The 18,267-nt window shown below is 67.4% G+C and carries 13 protein-coding genes; 6 read left to right on the top strand and 7 right to left on the bottom strand.

All coding sequences use genetic code 11. From position 1 onward, the window contains the following. Window positions 1–163 precede the first annotated feature (163 nt). Window positions 164–1,282, top strand: a complete 1,119-nt coding sequence (locus tag JOF56_RS22990; protein ID WP_209641451.1) for a steroid 3-ketoacyl-CoA thiolase — start codon at window positions 164–166, stop codon at window positions 1,280–1,282. On the opposite strand, the gene JOF56_RS22985 is transcribed toward JOF56_RS22990, so the two are convergent. Continuing rightward, window positions 1,279–2,184, bottom strand: a complete 906-nt coding sequence (locus tag JOF56_RS22985; RefSeq protein ID WP_209641449.1) for an SDR family oxidoreductase — start codon at window positions 2,182–2,184, stop codon at window positions 1,279–1,281. The genes JOF56_RS22990 and JOF56_RS22985 overlap by 4 nt on opposite strands. After that, on the bottom strand, window positions 2,181–2,930 hold the full coding sequence (locus JOF56_RS22980; protein WP_209641447.1) for an SDR family oxidoreductase: 750 nt from the start codon (window positions 2,928–2,930) through the stop codon (window positions 2,181–2,183). The genes JOF56_RS22985 and JOF56_RS22980 overlap by 4 nt, the downstream gene beginning before the upstream one ends. 65 nt (window positions 2,931–2,995) lie before the next feature. Between JOF56_RS22980 and JOF56_RS22975 the strand changes: the two genes are divergently transcribed. The 4 genes from JOF56_RS22975 to JOF56_RS22960 are packed head-to-tail and all read left to right on the top strand — an operon-like array spanning window position 2,996 to window position 6,330. Continuing rightward, on the top strand, window positions 2,996–3,748 hold the full coding sequence (locus JOF56_RS22975) for an enoyl-CoA hydratase family protein (protein WP_209641445.1): 753 nt from the start codon (window positions 2,996–2,998) through the stop codon (window positions 3,746–3,748). Continuing rightward, window positions 3,741–4,568, top strand: a complete 828-nt coding sequence (locus tag JOF56_RS22970) for a CoA transferase subunit A (protein WP_209641444.1) — start codon at window positions 3,741–3,743, stop codon at window positions 4,566–4,568. Before JOF56_RS22975 ends, JOF56_RS22970 begins: the two co-directional genes overlap by 8 nt. After that, window positions 4,559–5,269 (top strand): CoA-transferase subunit beta, encoded by a 711-nt coding sequence (locus JOF56_RS22965; RefSeq protein WP_209641442.1) that lies wholly within the window; start codon window positions 4,559–4,561, stop codon window positions 5,267–5,269. The genes JOF56_RS22970 and JOF56_RS22965 overlap by 10 nt, the downstream gene beginning before the upstream one ends. Next, on the top strand, window positions 5,266–6,330 hold the full coding sequence (locus JOF56_RS22960; protein ID WP_209641440.1) for an NAD(P)H-dependent flavin oxidoreductase: 1,065 nt from the start codon (window positions 5,266–5,268) through the stop codon (window positions 6,328–6,330). The genes JOF56_RS22965 and JOF56_RS22960 overlap by 4 nt, the downstream gene beginning before the upstream one ends. Here JOF56_RS22960 and JOF56_RS22955 read toward each other — a convergent pair. Both JOF56_RS22955 and JOF56_RS22950 read right to left on the bottom strand, forming a co-directional pair. Beyond that, window positions 6,283–7,566 carry a M1 family metallopeptidase gene (locus JOF56_RS22955; RefSeq protein ID WP_372448093.1) on the bottom strand — a complete coding sequence of 428 codons (1,284 nt, stop codon included), beginning with the start codon at window positions 7,564–7,566 and terminating at the stop codon, window positions 6,283–6,285. The two genes, JOF56_RS22960 and JOF56_RS22955, sit on opposite strands and share 48 nt — an antisense overlap. Further along, entirely contained in the window at window positions 7,566–11,417 is a 3,852-nt protein-coding gene (locus tag JOF56_RS22950) for a Pls/PosA family non-ribosomal peptide synthetase (protein ID WP_209641439.1), read from the bottom strand. The genes JOF56_RS22955 and JOF56_RS22950 overlap by 1 nt, the downstream gene beginning before the upstream one ends. Before the next feature lie 212 nt (window positions 11,418–11,629). On the opposite strand from JOF56_RS22950, the gene JOF56_RS22945 reads away from it, so the two are divergent. Continuing rightward, the gene (locus JOF56_RS22945) at window positions 11,630–13,627 is read left to right on the top strand and encodes an NPCBM/NEW2 domain-containing protein (RefSeq protein ID WP_245378360.1); all 1,998 of its coding nucleotides are present in this window, start codon (window positions 11,630–11,632) and stop codon (window positions 13,625–13,627) included. A 211-nt stretch (window positions 13,628–13,838) separates the two neighbouring features. On the opposite strand, the gene JOF56_RS22940 is transcribed toward JOF56_RS22945, so the two are convergent. From JOF56_RS22940 to JOF56_RS22930, 3 genes are all read right to left on the bottom strand, one after another. Next, window positions 13,839–16,334 carry a M14 family zinc carboxypeptidase gene (locus JOF56_RS22940; protein ID WP_209641437.1) on the bottom strand — a complete coding sequence of 832 codons (2,496 nt, stop codon included), beginning with the start codon at window positions 16,332–16,334 and terminating at the stop codon, window positions 13,839–13,841. 146 nt (window positions 16,335–16,480) lie between these two features. Further along, a complete protein-coding gene (locus JOF56_RS22935; RefSeq protein WP_209641434.1) occupies window positions 16,481–17,635 on the bottom strand; it encodes an acetyl-CoA C-acetyltransferase in 1,155 nt (384 codons plus the stop codon). 14 nt (window positions 17,636–17,649) lie between these two features. Further along, a complete protein-coding gene (locus JOF56_RS22930) occupies window positions 17,650–18,216 on the bottom strand; it encodes a TetR/AcrR family transcriptional regulator (RefSeq protein WP_281065746.1) in 567 nt (188 codons plus the stop codon). Between the last annotated feature and the right edge of the window lie 51 nt (window positions 18,217–18,267).

Here is an 18,267-nt window from a genome sequence, read left to right as displayed (position 1 = left end):
GGTTGCCTCCTCGCTCGTCCCCCACCACCATGTGGAACACGTTCTACGACGGATTTAAGCATACAGTGTTAACTGAGCGAAAGACCTGCTTCGTCATCAGTCTTGCTGATGACGGGAACGTGTTCTATTTTTCGATCACCGACAGCAGCGGGAGGAGCCCGGCGTGGGCAATGCGGTGATCGTCGAAGCGGTACGGACCCCGATCGGCAAACGTGGCGGCTGGCTTGCCGGTCTACATGCGGCGGAGCTGCTCGGCGCGGCCCAGCGGGCGGTGGTCGAACGGGCCGGGATAGACCCGGTTCTGGTCGAACAGGTCGCCGGCGGCAACGTCACCCAAGCGGGTGAGCAGTCGAACAACATCACCCGCACGGGATGGCTGCATGCGGGCCTGCCGCACACCACCGGGTGTATGACAATCGACTGCCAGTGTGGGTCGGCGCAGCAGTCGATTCACCTGATCGCGGGCTTGATCAGCGCGGGCGCGATCGAGACCGGCATCGGGTGCGGCGTGGAGGCGATGAGCCGCGTGCCGCTGGGCTCCAACCGCGGCACGGACGTCGGCTCGCCGCGACCGGACTCGTGGGACATCGACATGCCCAACCAGTACCTCGCCGCGGAACGGATCGCCGCCCGGCGCGGTTTCAGCCGCTCAGAGGTGGACCAGTTCGGCGTGTGGTCGCAGGTCAAGGCCCGCAACGCCTGGGATTCCGGGCATTTCGCCAGCCAGGTGGTACCGGTCAACGGCGTCGAGAGAGACCAGGGCCTGCGCGACACCACGATCGAGGGGCTCGCGGGGCTGAAACCTGTTCTCGAAGACGGCCTGCACACAGCCGGTACGTCATCCCAGATCTCGGACGGCGCGGCGGCCGTGCTGCTGATGGACGCCGACCGCGCCCGCGCGCTCGGTCTGCGTGCACGCGCCCGGATTGTCGCGCAATGTCTGGTCGGCGCTGAGCCGTACTACCACCTCGACGGGCCCGTGCAGGCCACCTCGCGTGTGCTCGAACGTAGCGGCATGAAGATCGGCGACTTGGACCTGTTCGAGGTGAACGAGGCGTTCGCGTCCGTCGTCATGTCGTGGACAGCTGTGCATAAGCCCGACCAAGACCGCGTGAACGTCAACGGCGGCGCCATCGCCCTCGGACACCCAGTCGGCAGCACGGGCGCACGCCTCATCACCACTGCCCTGCACGAGCTCGAACGCCGCGACCAGTCGTGCGCGTTGATCACCATGTGCGCCGGCGGTGCCCTCGCCACCGCCACCATCATCGAACGGATCTAAGCGCCGTAGACAGGCACCGGGGACGGGGCCTCGGCCAGCAAGTCCTTGATCACAGGAGTCAGCTCGCTGGGCGACCAGCGGGCTGACTTCGTCATGGTGGGGCCTGGGCGCCAGCCGTCGGCCACACAGATCCGGCCACCGTCCACTTCGAACATCCGGCCGGTGACGTCACGGGATTCCGCGCTGCCGAGCCAAACGACGAGCGGCGACACGTTCTCGGGTGCCATCGCGTCGAAACCCTCGGCCGGAGCCGCCATCGTGGTGGCGAAGGTCTGTTCGGTCATGCGAGTGCGAGCAGCCGGGGCGATCGCGTTGACGGTGACGCCGTAGCGGGCAAGTTCGGCGGCGGCGACCAAGGTCAAACCGGCGATTCCAGCCTTGGCGGCGGTGTAGTTGCTTTGCCCCACGCTGCCTTGCAGACCCGCGCCGGAGCTCGTGTTGATCACACGCGCGTCCGGGAGCGTGCCGGACTTGGCAACCGAACGCCAATGCGCGGACGCGTGCCGCAGAGGCGCGAAGTGCCCCTTGAGGTGTACGCGAATCACCGCGTCCCACTCGTCCTCACCGAGATTGACGAGCATTCGGTCGCGAAGGAACCCGGCATTGTTGACGAGCACGTCCAAGCGTCCGAACGTCTCGACCGCGGTGGCGACCAGCCGTTCGGCGCCATCCCACGAAGCGACGTCATCGAAGTTGGCGACAGCCGTACCACCGAGCGCCTCGATCTCGGCCACGACATCCGAAGCAGGGCCACTGGACGAACCGGTGCCGTCCGCGCTCACGCCGTAGTCGTTGACGACAACGTGCGCACCCTCCTGAGCGAACGCCAAAGCGTGGGCGCGGCCGATCCCCCGCGCGGCCCCGGTGACGATGACAACGCGGCCAGAACAGAGCTTGCTCAAGGTTTCTCCCGACTGAAGTACACGGGCACCTCACCACCACCGTGCACGAGCAATGTCGCGCCTGTGACATAGGAAGCCAGCGGAGAGGCGAGAAACACCGCACAGGCACCGACTTCTTCCGGCTCCGCCAACCGTCCTAACGGGACGGCGGTGCCGGCCTCGGCCGGATCGATCACGCCGGCGAAGGCCTGTTCGACCGCCTCCGTGCGGACCATGCCGACGCCCAGCGAATTCACCCGCACCTTGGGCGCCCATTCTGCAGCAAGGCTCGCGGCCAAGTTGTTCACGCCTGCTTTTGCCGCTCCGTAGGCCACAGTCATCGGCGACGGGCGGGAACCGTTGATGCTGCTGATCATCACGATCGATCCGCCGGTCCCCTGCTGCTGCATCACGGCGTTCGCGCGTTGGGAGACCAGCAGCGGCGCCAGCAGGTTGAGCCGGACCACCGCCTCGTGGAAACGTGGTGAGGCCGTCGCCGTCTCAGCCGGCGGTGCGCCGCCCGCATTGTTGACCAGAACGTCCAAGCGGCCGTACTTCTCCACGATTGCTGTGATCAACGCGTCGACCTGATCGGCATCGCGGATGTCACAGGCGATGAAGTCGGCACCCACTGAGACTTCCGTGCGGCCGCAGATGACCACGGTCGCACCGGCGGACTGGAACGCCCGCGTGACGCCGAGGCCGACCCCGCGCCCACCACCGGTCACCAGGACCACCGAGCCGCCGAGCGCCAGTTCCACCGTCACTCCTTCTCATGTGTACCGCGCCCTGATAAGTTACCAAGCAATCGCTAGGTTAGGAAGAAGGGTCCATGGGGATCACCAGCGGCCGGGCGGGCCCCGGCGTCACTCAGGTCACCATCGACTTCCCGCCGGTGAACGCGCCGCCGGTGCAGGGCTGGTTCGACCTCGCCGCGGCAATCCTTGCCGCGGGCGACGATCCAGCGACCCACGTCGTGATCCTTCGCGCTGAGGGCAAAGGCTTCTGCGCGGGCGTGGACATCAAGGAAATGCAACGCACCACGGGCCACGAAGCACTCATCGGCGCCAATCGCGGCTGCGCGGCGGCCTTCTCGGCCGTGTACGACTGCGCCGTGCCGGTGATCGCCGCGGTGCAAGGCTTCTGCCTTGGCGGTGGCGTCGGCCTCGTCGGCAACAGCGACATCGTCGTTGCTACCGACGATGCCTACTTTGGACTACCTGAAGTGGACAGAGGCGCGCTGGGTGCCGCGACTCACCTGGCGCGCCTCGTCCCGCAGCATCTGATGCGAACCCTTTACTACACAGCGAGAAACGTCACCGCCGAGCAGTTGCACCACCACGGTTCGGTCTACGAGGTGGTCTCCCGCGAAGATCTGGACGAGACCGCGCTCAAGCTGGCCAACGAGATCGCGGCCAAGGACACCCGGGTGATCCGGCGCGCCAAGGAAGCGATCAACGGCATCGACCCGCAGCCGGTGCACCGCAGTTACCGCTACGAGCAGGGTTTCACGTTCGAGCTCAACCTCACCGGCGCCTCGGACGAGGCACGCGACGCCTTCATCAACGGGACCAAGCATGCGTGACAAGACGATGACGCCCGCCGATGTCGTGGCGGAACTGTCCGACGGGATGACGATCGGGATCGGCGGCTGGGGCTCTCGGCGCAAACCGATGGCATTGGTCCGTGCGATCCTCGACTCGCCGCTGAAAGATCTGACCATCGTCTCCTACGGCGGCCCGGATGTCGGCCTGCTGGCCGCCGCGGGCAAGATCCGCAAGCTCGTGTTCGGGTTCGTGTCGCTGGACACCGTCGCCTACGACCCGTACTTCCAGAGGATCAGGCAGGCGGGCAGCTTGGAGATCACCGAGCTCGACGAGGGCATGTTCCAATGTGGACTGCTCGCCGCCGGGCACCGGCTGCCGTTCATGCCGATCCGGGCCGGGCTCGGATCGGACGTGATGCGGCTGAACCCGCAGCTGCGCACGGTCCGCTCCCCCTATGACGACGAAGAGCTCGTAGCAATGCCGGCATTGCACCTCGATGCAGCCTTGGTGCACATGAATCGCGCCGACCGGCACGGCAACGCGCAGTATCTGGGGCCGGATCCGTACTTCGACGATCTGTTCTGTCTCGCGGCGAAGCGCCGGTACGTCTCCTGCGAGCGGATCGTGGAGACGACCGAATTCGAAGGCCCGGTACAAGCCTTGCTGCTCAACAGGATGATGGTCGACGGCGTCGTGCAGACGCCGAACGGCGCGCATTTCACCAGCTGCGTCCCGGACTACCCGCGCGACGAGAAGTTCCAGCGACTCTACGCCGAAGCCGACTGGGAGTCCTTTGCGGACAGATTCCTGACCGGCGGCGAGCGTGGCTACCAGGAGGCGGTGGCGGCATGGCGGTGACCCGAGCCGAGGTCTGTGTCGCGGCCTGCGCGGATCTTTTCGCCGGTGACGGCGAGATCCTGGCCAGTCCCATGGGCTTGGTGCCCAGCCTCGGCGCACGGCTGGCCAGACTGACCAGCGAGCCGGACCTGTTGTTGTCCGACGGTGAGGCGTACCTGCTGACACCGGACGGCGTCACCGAGGGCTGGATGCCCTACCGGAAGGTCTTCGACGTGGTCGCCGCCGGTCGCCGGCACGTGATCATGGGCGCGAACCAGATCGACAAGTACGGCAACCAGAACATCTCCGCGATCGGCGACCACCAGCAGCCGACCAGGCAACTGCTGGGTTTCCGGGGCGCGCCGGGCAACACGATCAACCACACCACCAGCTACTGGGTTCCCCGGCACAGCAAACGAGTCCTGGTCGAGGCGGTGGACGTGGTGTCCGGCGTCGGCTACGACAAGGCCACCGGCCCGTACCACGAGATCCGCCGGGTGGTCACGAACCTCGCGGTGTTCGATTTCGCCACACCGGACCGAAGCATGCGCCTGGTCTCGATCCATCCCGGTGTGGATCGGGAGGAAGTCCACGATCAGACCGGGTTCGCCTTGCCGGACAACGAGGTCACGATCACCCGCGAACCGACCGGCACCGAGCTGGAGCTCATCAGAACCGTCCTGGACCCGGACAGCAAACGCGATCGGGAGGTACGCGTGTGAAAACCGCCCTCACGCAACTCGTCGGTGTCGAGCATCCGGTGGTTCAGACCGGCATGGGCTGGGTCGCCGGGCCCCGGCTGGTGGCGGCGAGTGCGCAGGCGGGCGGGCTGGGCATCCTGGCCGCGGCCACGATGTCGTTCGGCGAACTGGAACAGGCGATCGCGGAGACCAAGAGCCGTACTGACAAGCCGTTCGGCGTCAACCTGAGGTCCGACGCGGTCGACGCGCAACAGCGGATCGATCTGCTCATCCGCGAGAAGATCCGGGTCGCGTCCTTCGCCCTGGCACCCAAACCGGATCTGATCAAGAAGCTCAAGGACGCCGGAACCCTGGTGATTCCCTCGGTCGGCGCGGTCCGGCACGCCGAGAAGGTCGCGTCCTGGGGCGCCGACGCGGTGATCGCCCAGGGCGGCGAGGCCGGTGGGCACACCGGATCGGTCCCGACCACGCTGCTCATCCCGTCGATCGTCGACGCGATCGACATCCCGGTGATCGCGGCCGGCGGTTTCTTCGACGGCCGCGGGCTGGCGGCAGCGCTGTCCTACGGCGCCGCGGGGATCGCGATGGGAACAAGATTCCTGCTCACCAAGGAAAGTACAGTTCCCGAGACCGTCAAACAGTTCTATCTCAACCATGGTCTCGACGGCACGGTCGTGACCAGGCGCGTCGACGGCGTGCCGCACCGGGTCCTGCGGACTGAACTCGTGAACAAACTGGAGAAGTCCGGCCGGTTGCGAAGTGTCCTGTACGCGATCGCCAACGCGTCGAAGTTCAAGAAGCTCAGCGGGTTGTCCTGGACCGCGATGGCGCGTGAAGGCTGGTCGATGCGCCGCGAGCGGACCCTGTCCCAGGTGATCATGGCTGCGAACACGCCCATGCTGCTGCGCGCAGGCCTGGTCGAAGGCCGCACGGACGCCGGTGTGCTCGCGGCCGGCCAGGTCGTCGGGATGCTCGACGACCTGCCGACCTGCCATGACGTGATCACGGGCGCGGTCGCCGAGGCCAGCGAGATCCTACGGAAGCTCGGGCAGGCGAGCCTGGTGCAGCCACGCGGCGAATAGGTCGTCCAACGGCCGTGACGAGTGCTGCTGGGCGAGGGTTTTGAAGTCGTCCGTGGTCACGGTGCCGTACTTGTTCTTGGACGTCCATTCCCGCAACAGCGTGAAGAACTCCGCGTCACCGAGCCGCAAACGCAAGGCGTGCATGGCAAGCGCGCCGCGCTGATAGACGCGGTCGTCGAATATGCGCTGCACCCCGGGGTCGGCCAGGACCAGATCCTGCGGCAGCTTGGCCAGCTTCAGCCGGGCGGTGCGGGCCAGCTCGTCGGCCGATCTGCCCCCGGAGGCCTGCGACCACAACCATTCCGCGTACGTGGCGAGGCCTTCGTTCAGCCAGATGTGCCGCCAGCCTGCGATGGTCACGCTGTTGCCGAACCACTGATGGGCCAGCTCGTGCGCCACGAGATGCTCGGCGCCCCGGCGGCCGTCCACGTGGTTGGCGCCGAAGATCGACAAACCTTGGGCCTCAACGGGAATGTCCAGATCGTCGTCGGTCACGACGACGGTGTACGCGCTGAACGGATACGGCCCGAACATCCGCTCGAACGCGATCATCATGTCGGTCTGACGGCCGAAGTCGTGCGCGTAGCCCTCGGTCAGCCGCGCCGGCAGGGCTGCCCGCAGCGGGACGTTGTCGTCAGCCCGTTCAAGGAACTCATACCGTCCGATCTGGACAGTCGCCAGATAGCTCGCCATGGGTTCCAGCTGCAGGTAGACCCAGGTGGTCGTGCTCGCCGACACCCGGCCGTCGACCAGGTCACCGTTGGCGACCACCTGGTAGGGCGAGGCCGTGGTCACCGAGATCCGGTACGTCGCCTTGTCGCGAGGGTGGTCGTTGCACGGGAACCAGGACGGCGCCCCGACGGGCTGGCTGGCCACGAGCACGCCGTCCTCGAGGTGGTCCCAGCCGAGCTCGCCCCAGTGCCTGGTGCGGATCGGCTCGGGATTTCCGACATACCGGACCTCCACAGTGAACTGCCGGCCCGCGGGGATCCTGGCCTGCACGATCAGCTTGTGCGCCCGGTGGGTGAACCGCGCCGGCTTGCCGTTGACCAGCACCCGGCTGACCTTGAACACGCCGAGATCCAGCGTGAACCTGGTCAGTGCGGTATTCGCCACCGCGGTGATCTTCGCCCGGCCGGAGAGTCTGCCCGCGACGACCCGGTAGTCCAGCTCGAGGTCGTAATGCTCGACGTGGTAGCTCGGGTCGCCGTGCTCAGGCAGGTACGGGTCGATCACTACTTGACAGTAAGCCAAACCGAGATGGGATTGCCAAGCCACCTGGTATCAGCTGGGACACCTTCGCCGCGCATCACCAGGGAAGCGGGTCCGATCGTGGCGCGGGCACCGACCTTCGCGCCCGGCAGGATGATGCCGTGCGGGCCGAGGGTCGAGCCGTCGTCCATGTAGACCTCGGACATGCTCATGATCCGGTCGTGGAACAGGTGCGTCTGCAGTACGCAGCCGCGGTTCACGCTCACGCCGTCGCCCAGCGACACCAGGTCGGCCTCAGGCAGCCAGTAGGTGTCCAGGTAGACGCCGCGTCCGATCCGCGCACCCATCGTGCGCAGCCAGCCGTTGAGCAGGGGCGTCCCGACAGCCGAGCTGACCAGCCACGGCCCGGCGAGCACCTCGACGAACGTGTCCGCGAGCTCGTTGCGCCACACGAAAGAGCTCCACAAAGGATGTTCAACGGCCTTGAAGCGCCCGACCAGCAACCACTTCGCCGCAGTCGTGACAGCGCACGCGACCAGCCCGGCGCCGAGCAGGACCCCGCCGGACAGCAACGCCGCGACACCCCAGCCGAACCGGCCGACGAGCCCTTCGAACGCGGCCAGGACGAGCACAGCCAGCGCGACTCCGGCCATCACCGGGATGACCCGGCACAGCTCCACCAGCGCACGGGCCAGCACCAGTCGTTTCGGCGGTTCGAACGTCCGGCTGGTGTCGCTTTCGGTGGCCGTCCGCCGGAGTTTCATCGGCGGCATGCCAAGCCAGGACGATCCGGCCTTCGCGCGCTTGGGCGTCGCGGACAGCACGCCGACGAGACCGCCGTTCGGAACCGCCCGGCCTGGCGCGGTCATTCCGGAGTTGCCGAGGAAGGCACGCTTACCCACCCGGGCCTCGCCGATACGCACCCAGCCACCGGCGAGCTCGTACGTGGCGACCATCGTGTCGTCGGCCAGGAACGCGCCGTCGCGGATCGTGGTCATCTTCGGGATCGCCAGAACCGTGGACGCCTCGACGCGCCGGCCGACCTTGGCACCCAGCATCCGCAGCCACACCGGCGTGAACAGGCTGGCGTACATCGGGAACAGCAGGATCCGGGACAGGTCCATCAGCCGCTCGGTGGCCCACGCCTGCCAGCCGATCCGGCTGTGCACCGGGTGGTGCCCGGCGCGCAGCCCGATTCCGAGCAGTCGCACGGACACCAGGACTAGCGCGGCGAAGCTCGCCATCGCGGTCACGGTCGCCAGCGGGACTGCCAGCAGTGCACCGGTCAGGCCGCCGTCGAGGAACTCCGAGATCACCAGAAGGCCAGGCACCGCACCGAGAATCGGGAACATACCCATCAGCAGCGACGTGATCCCGTACGCGATCACCCAGCGCAGCTTGCGTGGAGCACGCGCCGACGGCCACGACCTGTTGGCCTTGCCCGAGCGCACCGCGGGAGCTCCGGCCCACCGCTGGCCGGGACGAACCGCGCCTTCCACGGCCGATCCAGGCGCGATCTCCGCGCGCTTGCCGATCCGCGCGCCCGGGAACAGCGTGCTGCGCGCACCGACTGTGGCGCCCGCGCCGATCCGGATCTTGCCGATGTGCAGGCGGTCGCCGTCCATCCAGTAGCCGCTGAGGTCGACCTCGGGCTCGACCGCGCTGCCCTTGCCGAGCTTGAGCATGCCCGTGACCGGAGGCAACGAGTGCAGATCCGCGCCCCGGCCGATCTTCGCGCCGAGTGCGCGGGCGTAGTACGTGATCCAGGGGGCGCCGGACAGGTTCGCGACACCGGACATGGCGGCGATCCGCTCGGCTGCCCACAGTCTGAGGTGGACCCCACTGCCACGCTTGTACGTCCCGGGTTTCAAACCACGCAGCAGCAAGCGGGCTGACCCCGCGGCGATGCCGAGGCGGCCGACCGGGCTGGCGAACACGAGCCAGCCGAGCGCCACCCACAGCCAGGAAACCGTTGGCGCCCAAGTGAATGTACCGAGCAGAGCGAGGACGTTGTTGATCGCGGCGAGCGCGACGATCCAGCGCGCACCGACAAGCGTGAGCAGCGGGACCATCAACGCGACCTGTGCGACGGCAGCCCCACGAGGCATCGGTTCGACAGTGCGGCTCGTGACCTGCGCGACGCCCAGCTCGTCCAGCAGCCGGGCCATCTGCCCCAGCTTGGAGTTCTGGTAGACGTCACTGACCGATAGCCCCGGATACTGGCGCCGGACAAGCGAAACCAGCTGCGCGGCACCGAGGCTGCTGCCGCCACGGGCGAAGAAGTCCTCGTTCTCGTTGTCCACGCCGATGCCGAGGACCTCGGTCCACTGCTCGGCGAGCCAGCCCGCCGTGCCGGAAAGCCCTGTGCCACCAGTCTTCAACGGCCAGGGCAGAGCGTTGCGGTCGACCTTGCCGGAGGTCCGGGTCGGCAGCGTGTCGACGACCGCGAGCAACGGCACCAAAGCCGCGGGCAATGCGGTCCGGAGCCGCTGCAGGGCGTCGGCCTCGACGAACTGCTCGGCTACCACGTAACCGACAAGCACCTGGTTGCCGGCCTTGGTCTTACGCACGGCCGCAGCAGCACCGGCCACGCCGGGAAGCGCCTGCAGCGCGGCGTCGACCTCGCCCAGTTCGATCCGGCGGCCGCCCAGTTTGACCTGCTCATCGGCCCGGCCGACGAACAACAGGCCCTCGGGTTCGGCTTTCACCAGGTCACCGCTGCGGTACGCGCGGTCCCAGCCGAGCGACTCCAGCGGCGCGAACTTCTCGGCGTCCTTGGCGTGGTCCAGGTAGCGGGCCAGGCCGACGCCACCGATCACGAGCTCGCCGATCTCGCCCATCTCCACCGGCTGGCCCTGCTGGTCGACCACGGCAAGGTCCCAGCCGTCGAGCGGCAGGCCGATCCGGACCGCGCCTTCGCCCGTCAGCTGGGCGGCGCACGCGACGACGGTCGCCTCGGTCGGGCCGTAGGTGTTCCACACCTCACGGCCTTCGACGGCGAGCCGTTCGGCCAGCTCAGGCGGGCACGCTTCGCCACCGAAAATCAGCAGCCGGACCTCGTCCAGCGCCTCGACCGGCCAGAGCGCGGCCAGCGTCGGCACGGTCGAGACCACGGTGATCTCACGCTCGAGCAGCCACGGGCCCAGGTCCATGCCGGTACGCACGAGCGCGCGAGGCGCCGGGACCAGGCAGGCGCCGTAGCGCCAGGCGAGCCACATCTCCTCGCAGGAGGCATCGAACGCGACAGACAGACCGGCAAGGACACGGTCACCTGGGGCGATCGGCTCTTCCTGGAGGAACAGTCGGGCTTCGGCGTCGACGAACGCGGCGGCGCTGCGATGGCTCACCGCGACACCCTTGGGCGTGCCGGTCGAGCCGGACGTGAAGATGATCCATGCGTCGTCATCGGGGCCTGGACCGGTGCCGCATCGCATGGGAGGACCGACGGGACGCAACTCTCCCTGGGAACCGATGACCGCGCACACCTTGGCTTCGGCCCACACCAGTTCAGCGCGCTCGTCGGGGTCGTCGGCGTCGACGGGAACGTAGGCGGCACCGACCGCGAGCACGGCCAGAATCGCCAGGTAGAGCTCGGCCGTGCCGGACTCGACGCGGATGCCCACGCGGTCGCCGATGCCGATGCCTTCGGCCGCGAGGATGTCCCTGCGCGCCTCTACTTCGGACATGAGCTGGCGGTACGTCAGCACGCTCGTGCCGTCGTCGAGGGCAGCGGCGTTGGGGTGCTGACGCGCGGTTGCCGCCAGGATGTCCACAAGAGTGCGCTCAGGCGTCGTGGCTCCGCCCGAGAAGAAGGTTGAGAGAGTCCCAACCGGCCCAGAGCCGAGCAGTAGCTGACTTTCGTCCAGGACGGTCATTCATCTCCCATGTTCAACGGCCAGGCCAGCCGAGAATCATAACGAGTAGGTGAACGCGGGACCAACAGATGTGGCCACTCTCTCCAGGCGTGTCGCCATACATCCGATGTCGCAAAGTCCGGCTTGACCGTTGCCCTGCTGTAATCGATTACATTATGGTGTTCTCTGCTGACTTTTGTTCGAAGATGTTGGACATTCAACGGTGAGGTCCGATGTTTACTCGCGCACGAAGAGTCACCGCCGGGCTGCTACTCGCAGCCGGCGTGATGGCTGTCCCAGCTCAGACCACCTATGCCGCTGTCACTCCAGGTGACGGCCTGGCACTGACCCCGCCCATGGGCTTCAACAACTGGAACTCCACCCACTGCCGGGCCGACTTCAACGAGGCGATGGTCAAGGGCATCGCCGACATCTTCGTCGACCGGGGCCTGAAGGACGCCGGCTACCAGTACGTCAACCTCGACGACTGCTGGGCGCTGCCCCAGCGCAACACCGCCGGGGACCTGGTCGCAGACCCCGTCCGCTTCCCCAACGGGATCAAGGCGGTCGCCGACTACGTGCACGCCAAAGGCCTGAAGTTCGGGATCTACACGAGCGCGGGCACCAAGACGTGCAACACCGCGGGCTTCCCCGGCGGCCTGGGCTTCGAGCAGCAGGACGCCAACCTGTTCGCGTCCTTCGGCGTCGACTACCTGAAATACGACAACTGCAACAACCAGGGCGTGGACGCCAAACTGCGCTACACGACCATGCGTGACGCGCTGCGCCGAACCGGTCGCCCGATCGTGTTCTCACTGTGCGAATGGGGCCAGAACCGGCCCTGGGAATGGGCCGCCGACGTGGGGCACCTGTGGCGCACGACCGGCGACATCAGCGACAGCTACACCAGCATGCTCAGCATCGCGAAGACCAACTGGGCGCTCGCGGACCACGCCGGGCCAGGCCACTGGAACGACCCGGACATGCTGGAAGTCGGCAACGGCGGGATGACCGACACCGAGTACCGCTCCCACTTCGGCCTCTGGTCGATCATGGCGGCCCCGCTGCTGATCGGCGCCGACCTGCGCAAAGTCAGCCCGGCGACATTCGACATCCTGGGCAACCGCGAGATCATCGCGGTCGACCAGGACCCGTTGGGCGTGCAGGGCCGCGTGATCCGGTCAGTCGGCGGAGTACACGTGCTGGTCAAACCGCTGCAGAACGGCGACCGAGCGGTGCTGCTGTTCAACGAAGGCGAAACCACCGGTCAGATCTCGACCTCGGCAGCGGAGATCGGGCTGCAGCGTGCGCCCGCGTACCGCCTGCGTGACCTGTGGACACACACGGATCGGCACACCGCAGGCTCGATCTCGGCGACACTCCCACCCCACGGCAGCGCGATGTTCCGCGTGAGCATGGATCGCAACTGGGCGCAGTACCCGCCGGCGGTCAGCGCGGGAGCCTCCATCGAAACCGTCTACCCAGGGGCCTTGCCGATCGTGAAGCCCGGCCGTACGGCCACGGTGACCACCAGCATCACCAACACCGGACGTGCTCCGGCGTTGTTCGCCTCCTCAGCACTGACCGCCCCCGCAGGCTGGACCGTGCAAGCGGACTCACCGACATCCGCGGAGGTACTCCGGACAGATCAATCTCTGAGTACAAAGTGGACAGTCGGCGTGCCGGCCACACTCGGGCCAGGCAAGTACGTCTTGAGCGGCCAGGCAACGTACCGCCCGGACGTGACCCTGCCGTACAGCCTGGAAGTCGTGATCCCAGGTGCGCCACCTTCGGGCAGCGGCTTTGTCAGTGACATCAACTGGTTGCGGGTCACGAACGGCTACGGGCCAGTCGAGAAGGACCGCAGCAACGGTGAGTCCCGGGCCGGCGACGGCCGGGTGATCACCATCAACGGCGTCACCTACGCCAAAGGCCTGGGCACACACGCACCCGGAGTCGTGGAGTACTACGTCGCCGGCCAGTGCACCTCGGTGACCGCCGACGTCGGCCTCGACGACGAGAAAGGCAACAACGGCACGGCAACCTTCGAGGTCTGGGCCGACGGCCGCAAGGTCGCCGACAGCGGCGTGCTGACGAACCTCATGCCCGCCAAGCCTTTGCGGGCCGACATCACCGGTGCCACGCTGGTCCGCCTGATCAGCACGGACGCCGGAGACGGCAACAACAGCGACCACACCGACTGGGCCGACGCCCGGATCACTTGCAGCTAGGGCTTGTATCGAGATCCGCCTGAGCCTCTGCCTCCCGCCCCGTGCACGACTTCAACTACGGAACGATCGCGACCCCGACAACAGTTCCACCCAGGCAAGGTGAACTCGTGCGAACGGACCGTTCGCACGGGTTCACCCCGCCGACTTCGATACACAGCCTAATGGCGAAGGCCGCCACCTCGACGCGAGGTGGCGGCCTTCGGTTTGTTCATCAGCGGCGGCGTTGCTTGTTGGCACGCGCCGAGTTGGTGCAGACCTCGCCCACATCCACGGTCTGGCCGCGGTCGGCGTAGACGTCGGCGATGCCGACGAGCCGGCCGATGCGGTCGGTGCAGGTGAGGGTGTAGGCCTCCTTGGGGCCGTACGTCGGCGGGATCGGCGAGGAGAACTCGACCTTGCCGTTCGCCCAGTCGTCCGGGTTGGCCGGGTCAACCTGGTCGTAGTTCACCATGATCGCGGCGTACTCACCGGCGGGCGGGTCCAGCAGCGTCGCCCGCTCGGAGTTCGTGCCACCGGATGCCGACTGGGTGACGACCTCACCGGCCGAGTTGACGATGTACAGGTCCCAGTCGGTGTTGGGGGAAGTCCACTGCACCGACACGTCGAACCGGCCGTTGTCCACCTCGGGCAGTCCCTTGACGGTGAACGGAATCCGCTCCGACACGGGGTTGCCCGGGAAGTTGGTGTTCTCCGCGGGCACTCCAGGCGGGTTGGCGAGCGTCTGCGTCGCCTGCGGCGGCCCCTGCGGCTCACGGCCGTAGCGACCGGCGACGTACGGACGCGTCGACGGGTTGATCGACCACGCGAACCGGCCACCGGTCGACGAGTACGTCGAGTCGAGCTTGTCGGTGACGTAGATCGGCGGCTTGGTCGTGCCGTCCGGCTGCACCACCGGCGAGGTCGGCGTCTGGAACGTCTTGTGCAGCTTGAGCTGGTATCCACGCGGCGCCGAACCGATCAGCGTCGAGTGCGCGGCCGGGTCGGCCGCGTTGCTCAGCATGTCCAGGAACGCCGCCCGGTTACCGCCCTTGCCGGCACCCGCGGCCGGGGCGACACCGGTGTACTCGGCCACCACCGCGTTCTCGTACGCCGGGTGGAAGCCGGCGGTGTTGATCTCGAACGTGAAGCCGAAACCGCCGGTCGCCCAGTACGACCAGTCCTCGGTGGTGCCAGTGGTGTCGTACAGACCCCACGACGGGATGCTGTCGTAGCCGTTGCGCGACGCCATCTTGTCACCCAGCGCCTTGACCACCGGCTCTTCCAGCGGGGCACGCACGTCGGCGACGCCCGGCGGGCGGAGAACCAGGTTGCCGTAGGTGTGCAAGGTGATCAGGTTGGTGACCTGACGCTTGGACACGATCTCGCGGATGTTGCGGGTCTCCGGCTCGGAGAACGGCGCCGAACCGCGGAAGGTCTCACTGCTCCAGGTCACACCGGCACCGGCGCCACCCCAGAAACCGGCGTAGTTCCGGTTGGGGTCGGTACCGCGGTCACGGCCACCCGGGTTGGCCTTGCAGACACCGCTGCGCAGGTTCGGCGGCGAGTCGTCGGCACGACAGTTCTTGCGCTTCATCTCGTAGTCGAAGCGCGAGAAGTCACCCTTGGGCTCGGCCTCACGCGAGATGGAGAAACCGTCCGCGTTGACGATCGGCACGACGATGTTGCGGGTCCTGCCGACCAGCGACTTGATCGCCGGGTCCTTCTGGTAGCCGTTGACCAGCTCGTACGCCCATTCGATGGCGTGCTCACTGGCCGGCCACTCGCGGGCGTGGTGCACACCCATGGTGACGTTGACCGGCTTGCCGTCGGCGATGTTGTCGACGTCGGTCGCGATCTCCACGCCGACCACGTCCCGGCCCTCGACGGTCGGGTTGCTCAGCGTGAAAGCCTTGACCAGCTTGGAATTACGGCGCGCCAGCTCTTTGAGCTCGTACTCGTACTCATACAGGTGGCGGTAGCTCGTCCGGCCGGACGGCAGGGCGGACGCCTGGACCTTGGCGGCGTACACCCGGTCCTTGGCAGCGTCCTCCCGGGCCGTCCTGGAGAGGTCCGGGTTGACGGTGCTGAACTGGAAACCGCTGTCCCGCAACGTCTTACGATCGGCGTCGTCGGCCAGGACGACCTCGACACCGGTCGCGTCACCCTTCTCGGTGACGTCCAGACCGAGGCCGAGCAGCCGGTTCTTGTCCTTGCGTTCCGGCGTCTGCACGCGCACGACCTCCGCGCGCTGCACCGGGGTGCCTGTTGTCGTCGGAGTGCCCTGCGGCGTCAACGCGAGGAAGTCGACTCCCAGGGTGACTGTGCGAGCCGGACCGGCGTACCGGCAGGCCTGCACCACCAGTTGCTGCCCCTTCTTGACGAAGCTCTCGGCCAGCTCACGGCTGCGCAACGCGGACGACGCCGCGACGATCTTGCCCGTCGCCTTGTCGAACACCGCGACATCCCAGTCGCCCTCGGCCCCGTCGCGGGGCGCGAGCCGCGCCTGGATCAAACCGTCCACCGTGGAGGTGAGCTCCCGCTGGTCGGCTCCGCTCGCCCGGCGCGACAGCACCGAGGCGTGGCATGCCCGGGCCACTGCCTGGTCTGCTCGCAGCACGTTGTCGGCAGCCGTCGCCGACGGCACGGTGATCCCGAAGATCGCCAGCCCGGCTGCCCCCACAGCGATTGCTGATCGCACTATCAAGGCGGATCTGTGCCTTGACCCCATACTTAGCACCTCATCTCGCTCCACCCAGCCCAACCGGCTGACCCTATGGCACAACCGGAGGCATCGGCGGCGGCCAAAAGTAGGTACTACCGAGGGTGGCCAGTTTGCCGCCCCCAGGGGTCGGCCCAGTTGGATCGGCCCTGTGATCAGCCGAGACGCTCGAGGATCGTGACGTTCGCCTGGCCACCGCCCTCACACATGGTCTGCAGGCCGAACCGGCCGCCGGTGCGTTCCAGCTCGTGCAACAGTGTTGTCATCAAACGGGTTCCGGTCGCTCCGATGGGATGTCCGAGCGCGATGGCGCCGCCGTTGACGTTCACCCGATCGAGGTCGACCTTGAGTTCCTTGGCCCAGGCCAGGACCACGCTCGCGAACGCCTCGTTGGCCTCGAACAGGTCGATGTCGGAGACGCTCATGCCGGTGCGTTCCAACGCATGCCGCGTCGCGCGGATCGGCGCCGTCAGCATGTACACAGGGTCCGACCCGCGTGCGGACAGGTGGTGCACGCGCGCACGAGGCATGAGCTTGTGCCGCGTCACCATCCGTTCCGACGCGACAAGCACGGCGCTCGCACCGTCAGAAATCTGACTCGACAACGCGGCTGTCACCAGACCGTCCGGTCGTAACGGAGCAAGCTTGGCCATCTTCGCCAGGTCGGTGTCCCGGCGCGGGCCTTCGTCGTGCTGCACCTCACCGAGCGGCACGATCTCCCGGCTGAACCGGCCCGAATCCTGGGCCGCCGCCGCCTTCTGGTGACTGGCGAGGGCGAACTCTTCCATCTCCACGCGGGACAGCTCCCACCGCGCGGCGATCATGTCGGCCGACCGGAACTGCGAGATCTCCTCGGAGCCGTAACGGTGGTCCCAGCCGACCGACCCATGCATCGGCGTGGGGAATCCGAACTGCTGGCCGACGACCATCGCCGACGAGATCGGGATCTGGCTCATGTTCTGCACACCGCCCGCGACCACCAGATCCGCCGTGCCGCTCATGACCGCCTGCGCGGCGAAGTGCACGGCCTGCTGGCTGGAACCACACTGCCGGTCGACGGTCACGCCCGGCACGTCCTCCGGGAATCCCGCTGCCAGCCAGGCGGTTCGCGCGATGTCACCGGCCTGCGGCCCGATCGTGTCCACACACCCGAAGATGACGTCGTCCACCTCGCCCGGGTCCACGCCGGTATCGGTGAACAGCGCTTTGATCACGTGCGCCCCCAGGTCAGCGGGGTGCACGCCGGACAACGCGCCGCCGCGCCTGCCGACCGGAGTGCGTACGGCCTGGATGATGTACGCCTCGGACACTGTTGTTTCTCCCTTCAGGGCCGGCGCACCGGCCGGCGGCGGGTGGAGATGCCGTCCAGCAGGATGCCGAGGTACTGCTCCGCCACGTCCTGCGCGGACAGCGCGCCGCCCGGCCGGTACCAGTGCACCGCCACCCAGACGGTGTCCCGGATGAACCGGTAGACCAGCTCGACGTCCAGGTCCGGCCGGAACGCACCGGCTCGCACGCCCTCGTCGAGCACGCCGACCCAGATCTTGCGGAACTCCACGCCCCGCTCGGCGATGTAACCGAACCGCTCGAACGTCGCGAGGTACTTGGCATCGTTCTGATAGATGGCCACTTCGGCGTGGTGGGCGTCGATGCTCTCCAGCGACGCGGTCACGATCGCCTCAAGCGTGGCCTTCGGCGGCATACCGGACTCGACGATCTGCCGGTACCGGCCGAACAGCTCGTCGAGGAAGCCGGTCAGGATCTCGTCCACCATGGACTCCTTGGAGTCGAAATGGTGGTAGAGGCTGCCGGACAGGATCCCGGCCGCGTCCGCGATGTCGCGCACGGTGGTCGCGCGGAACCCGCGCTCGGCGAACATCTCCGCGGCCATCCGCAGCAACTCGGCCCTGCGCTCGGACGCGCCTGACTCCCTCTTCAAGGC

Source organism: Kibdelosporangium banguiense, from assembly GCF_017876405.1.
Classification (GTDB): Bacteria; Actinomycetota; Actinomycetes; order Mycobacteriales; family Pseudonocardiaceae; genus Kibdelosporangium; species Kibdelosporangium banguiense.
The sequence above is the reverse complement of the archived record's forward strand: the minus strand, read 5'-3'. Positions and strand labels throughout refer to the sequence as shown.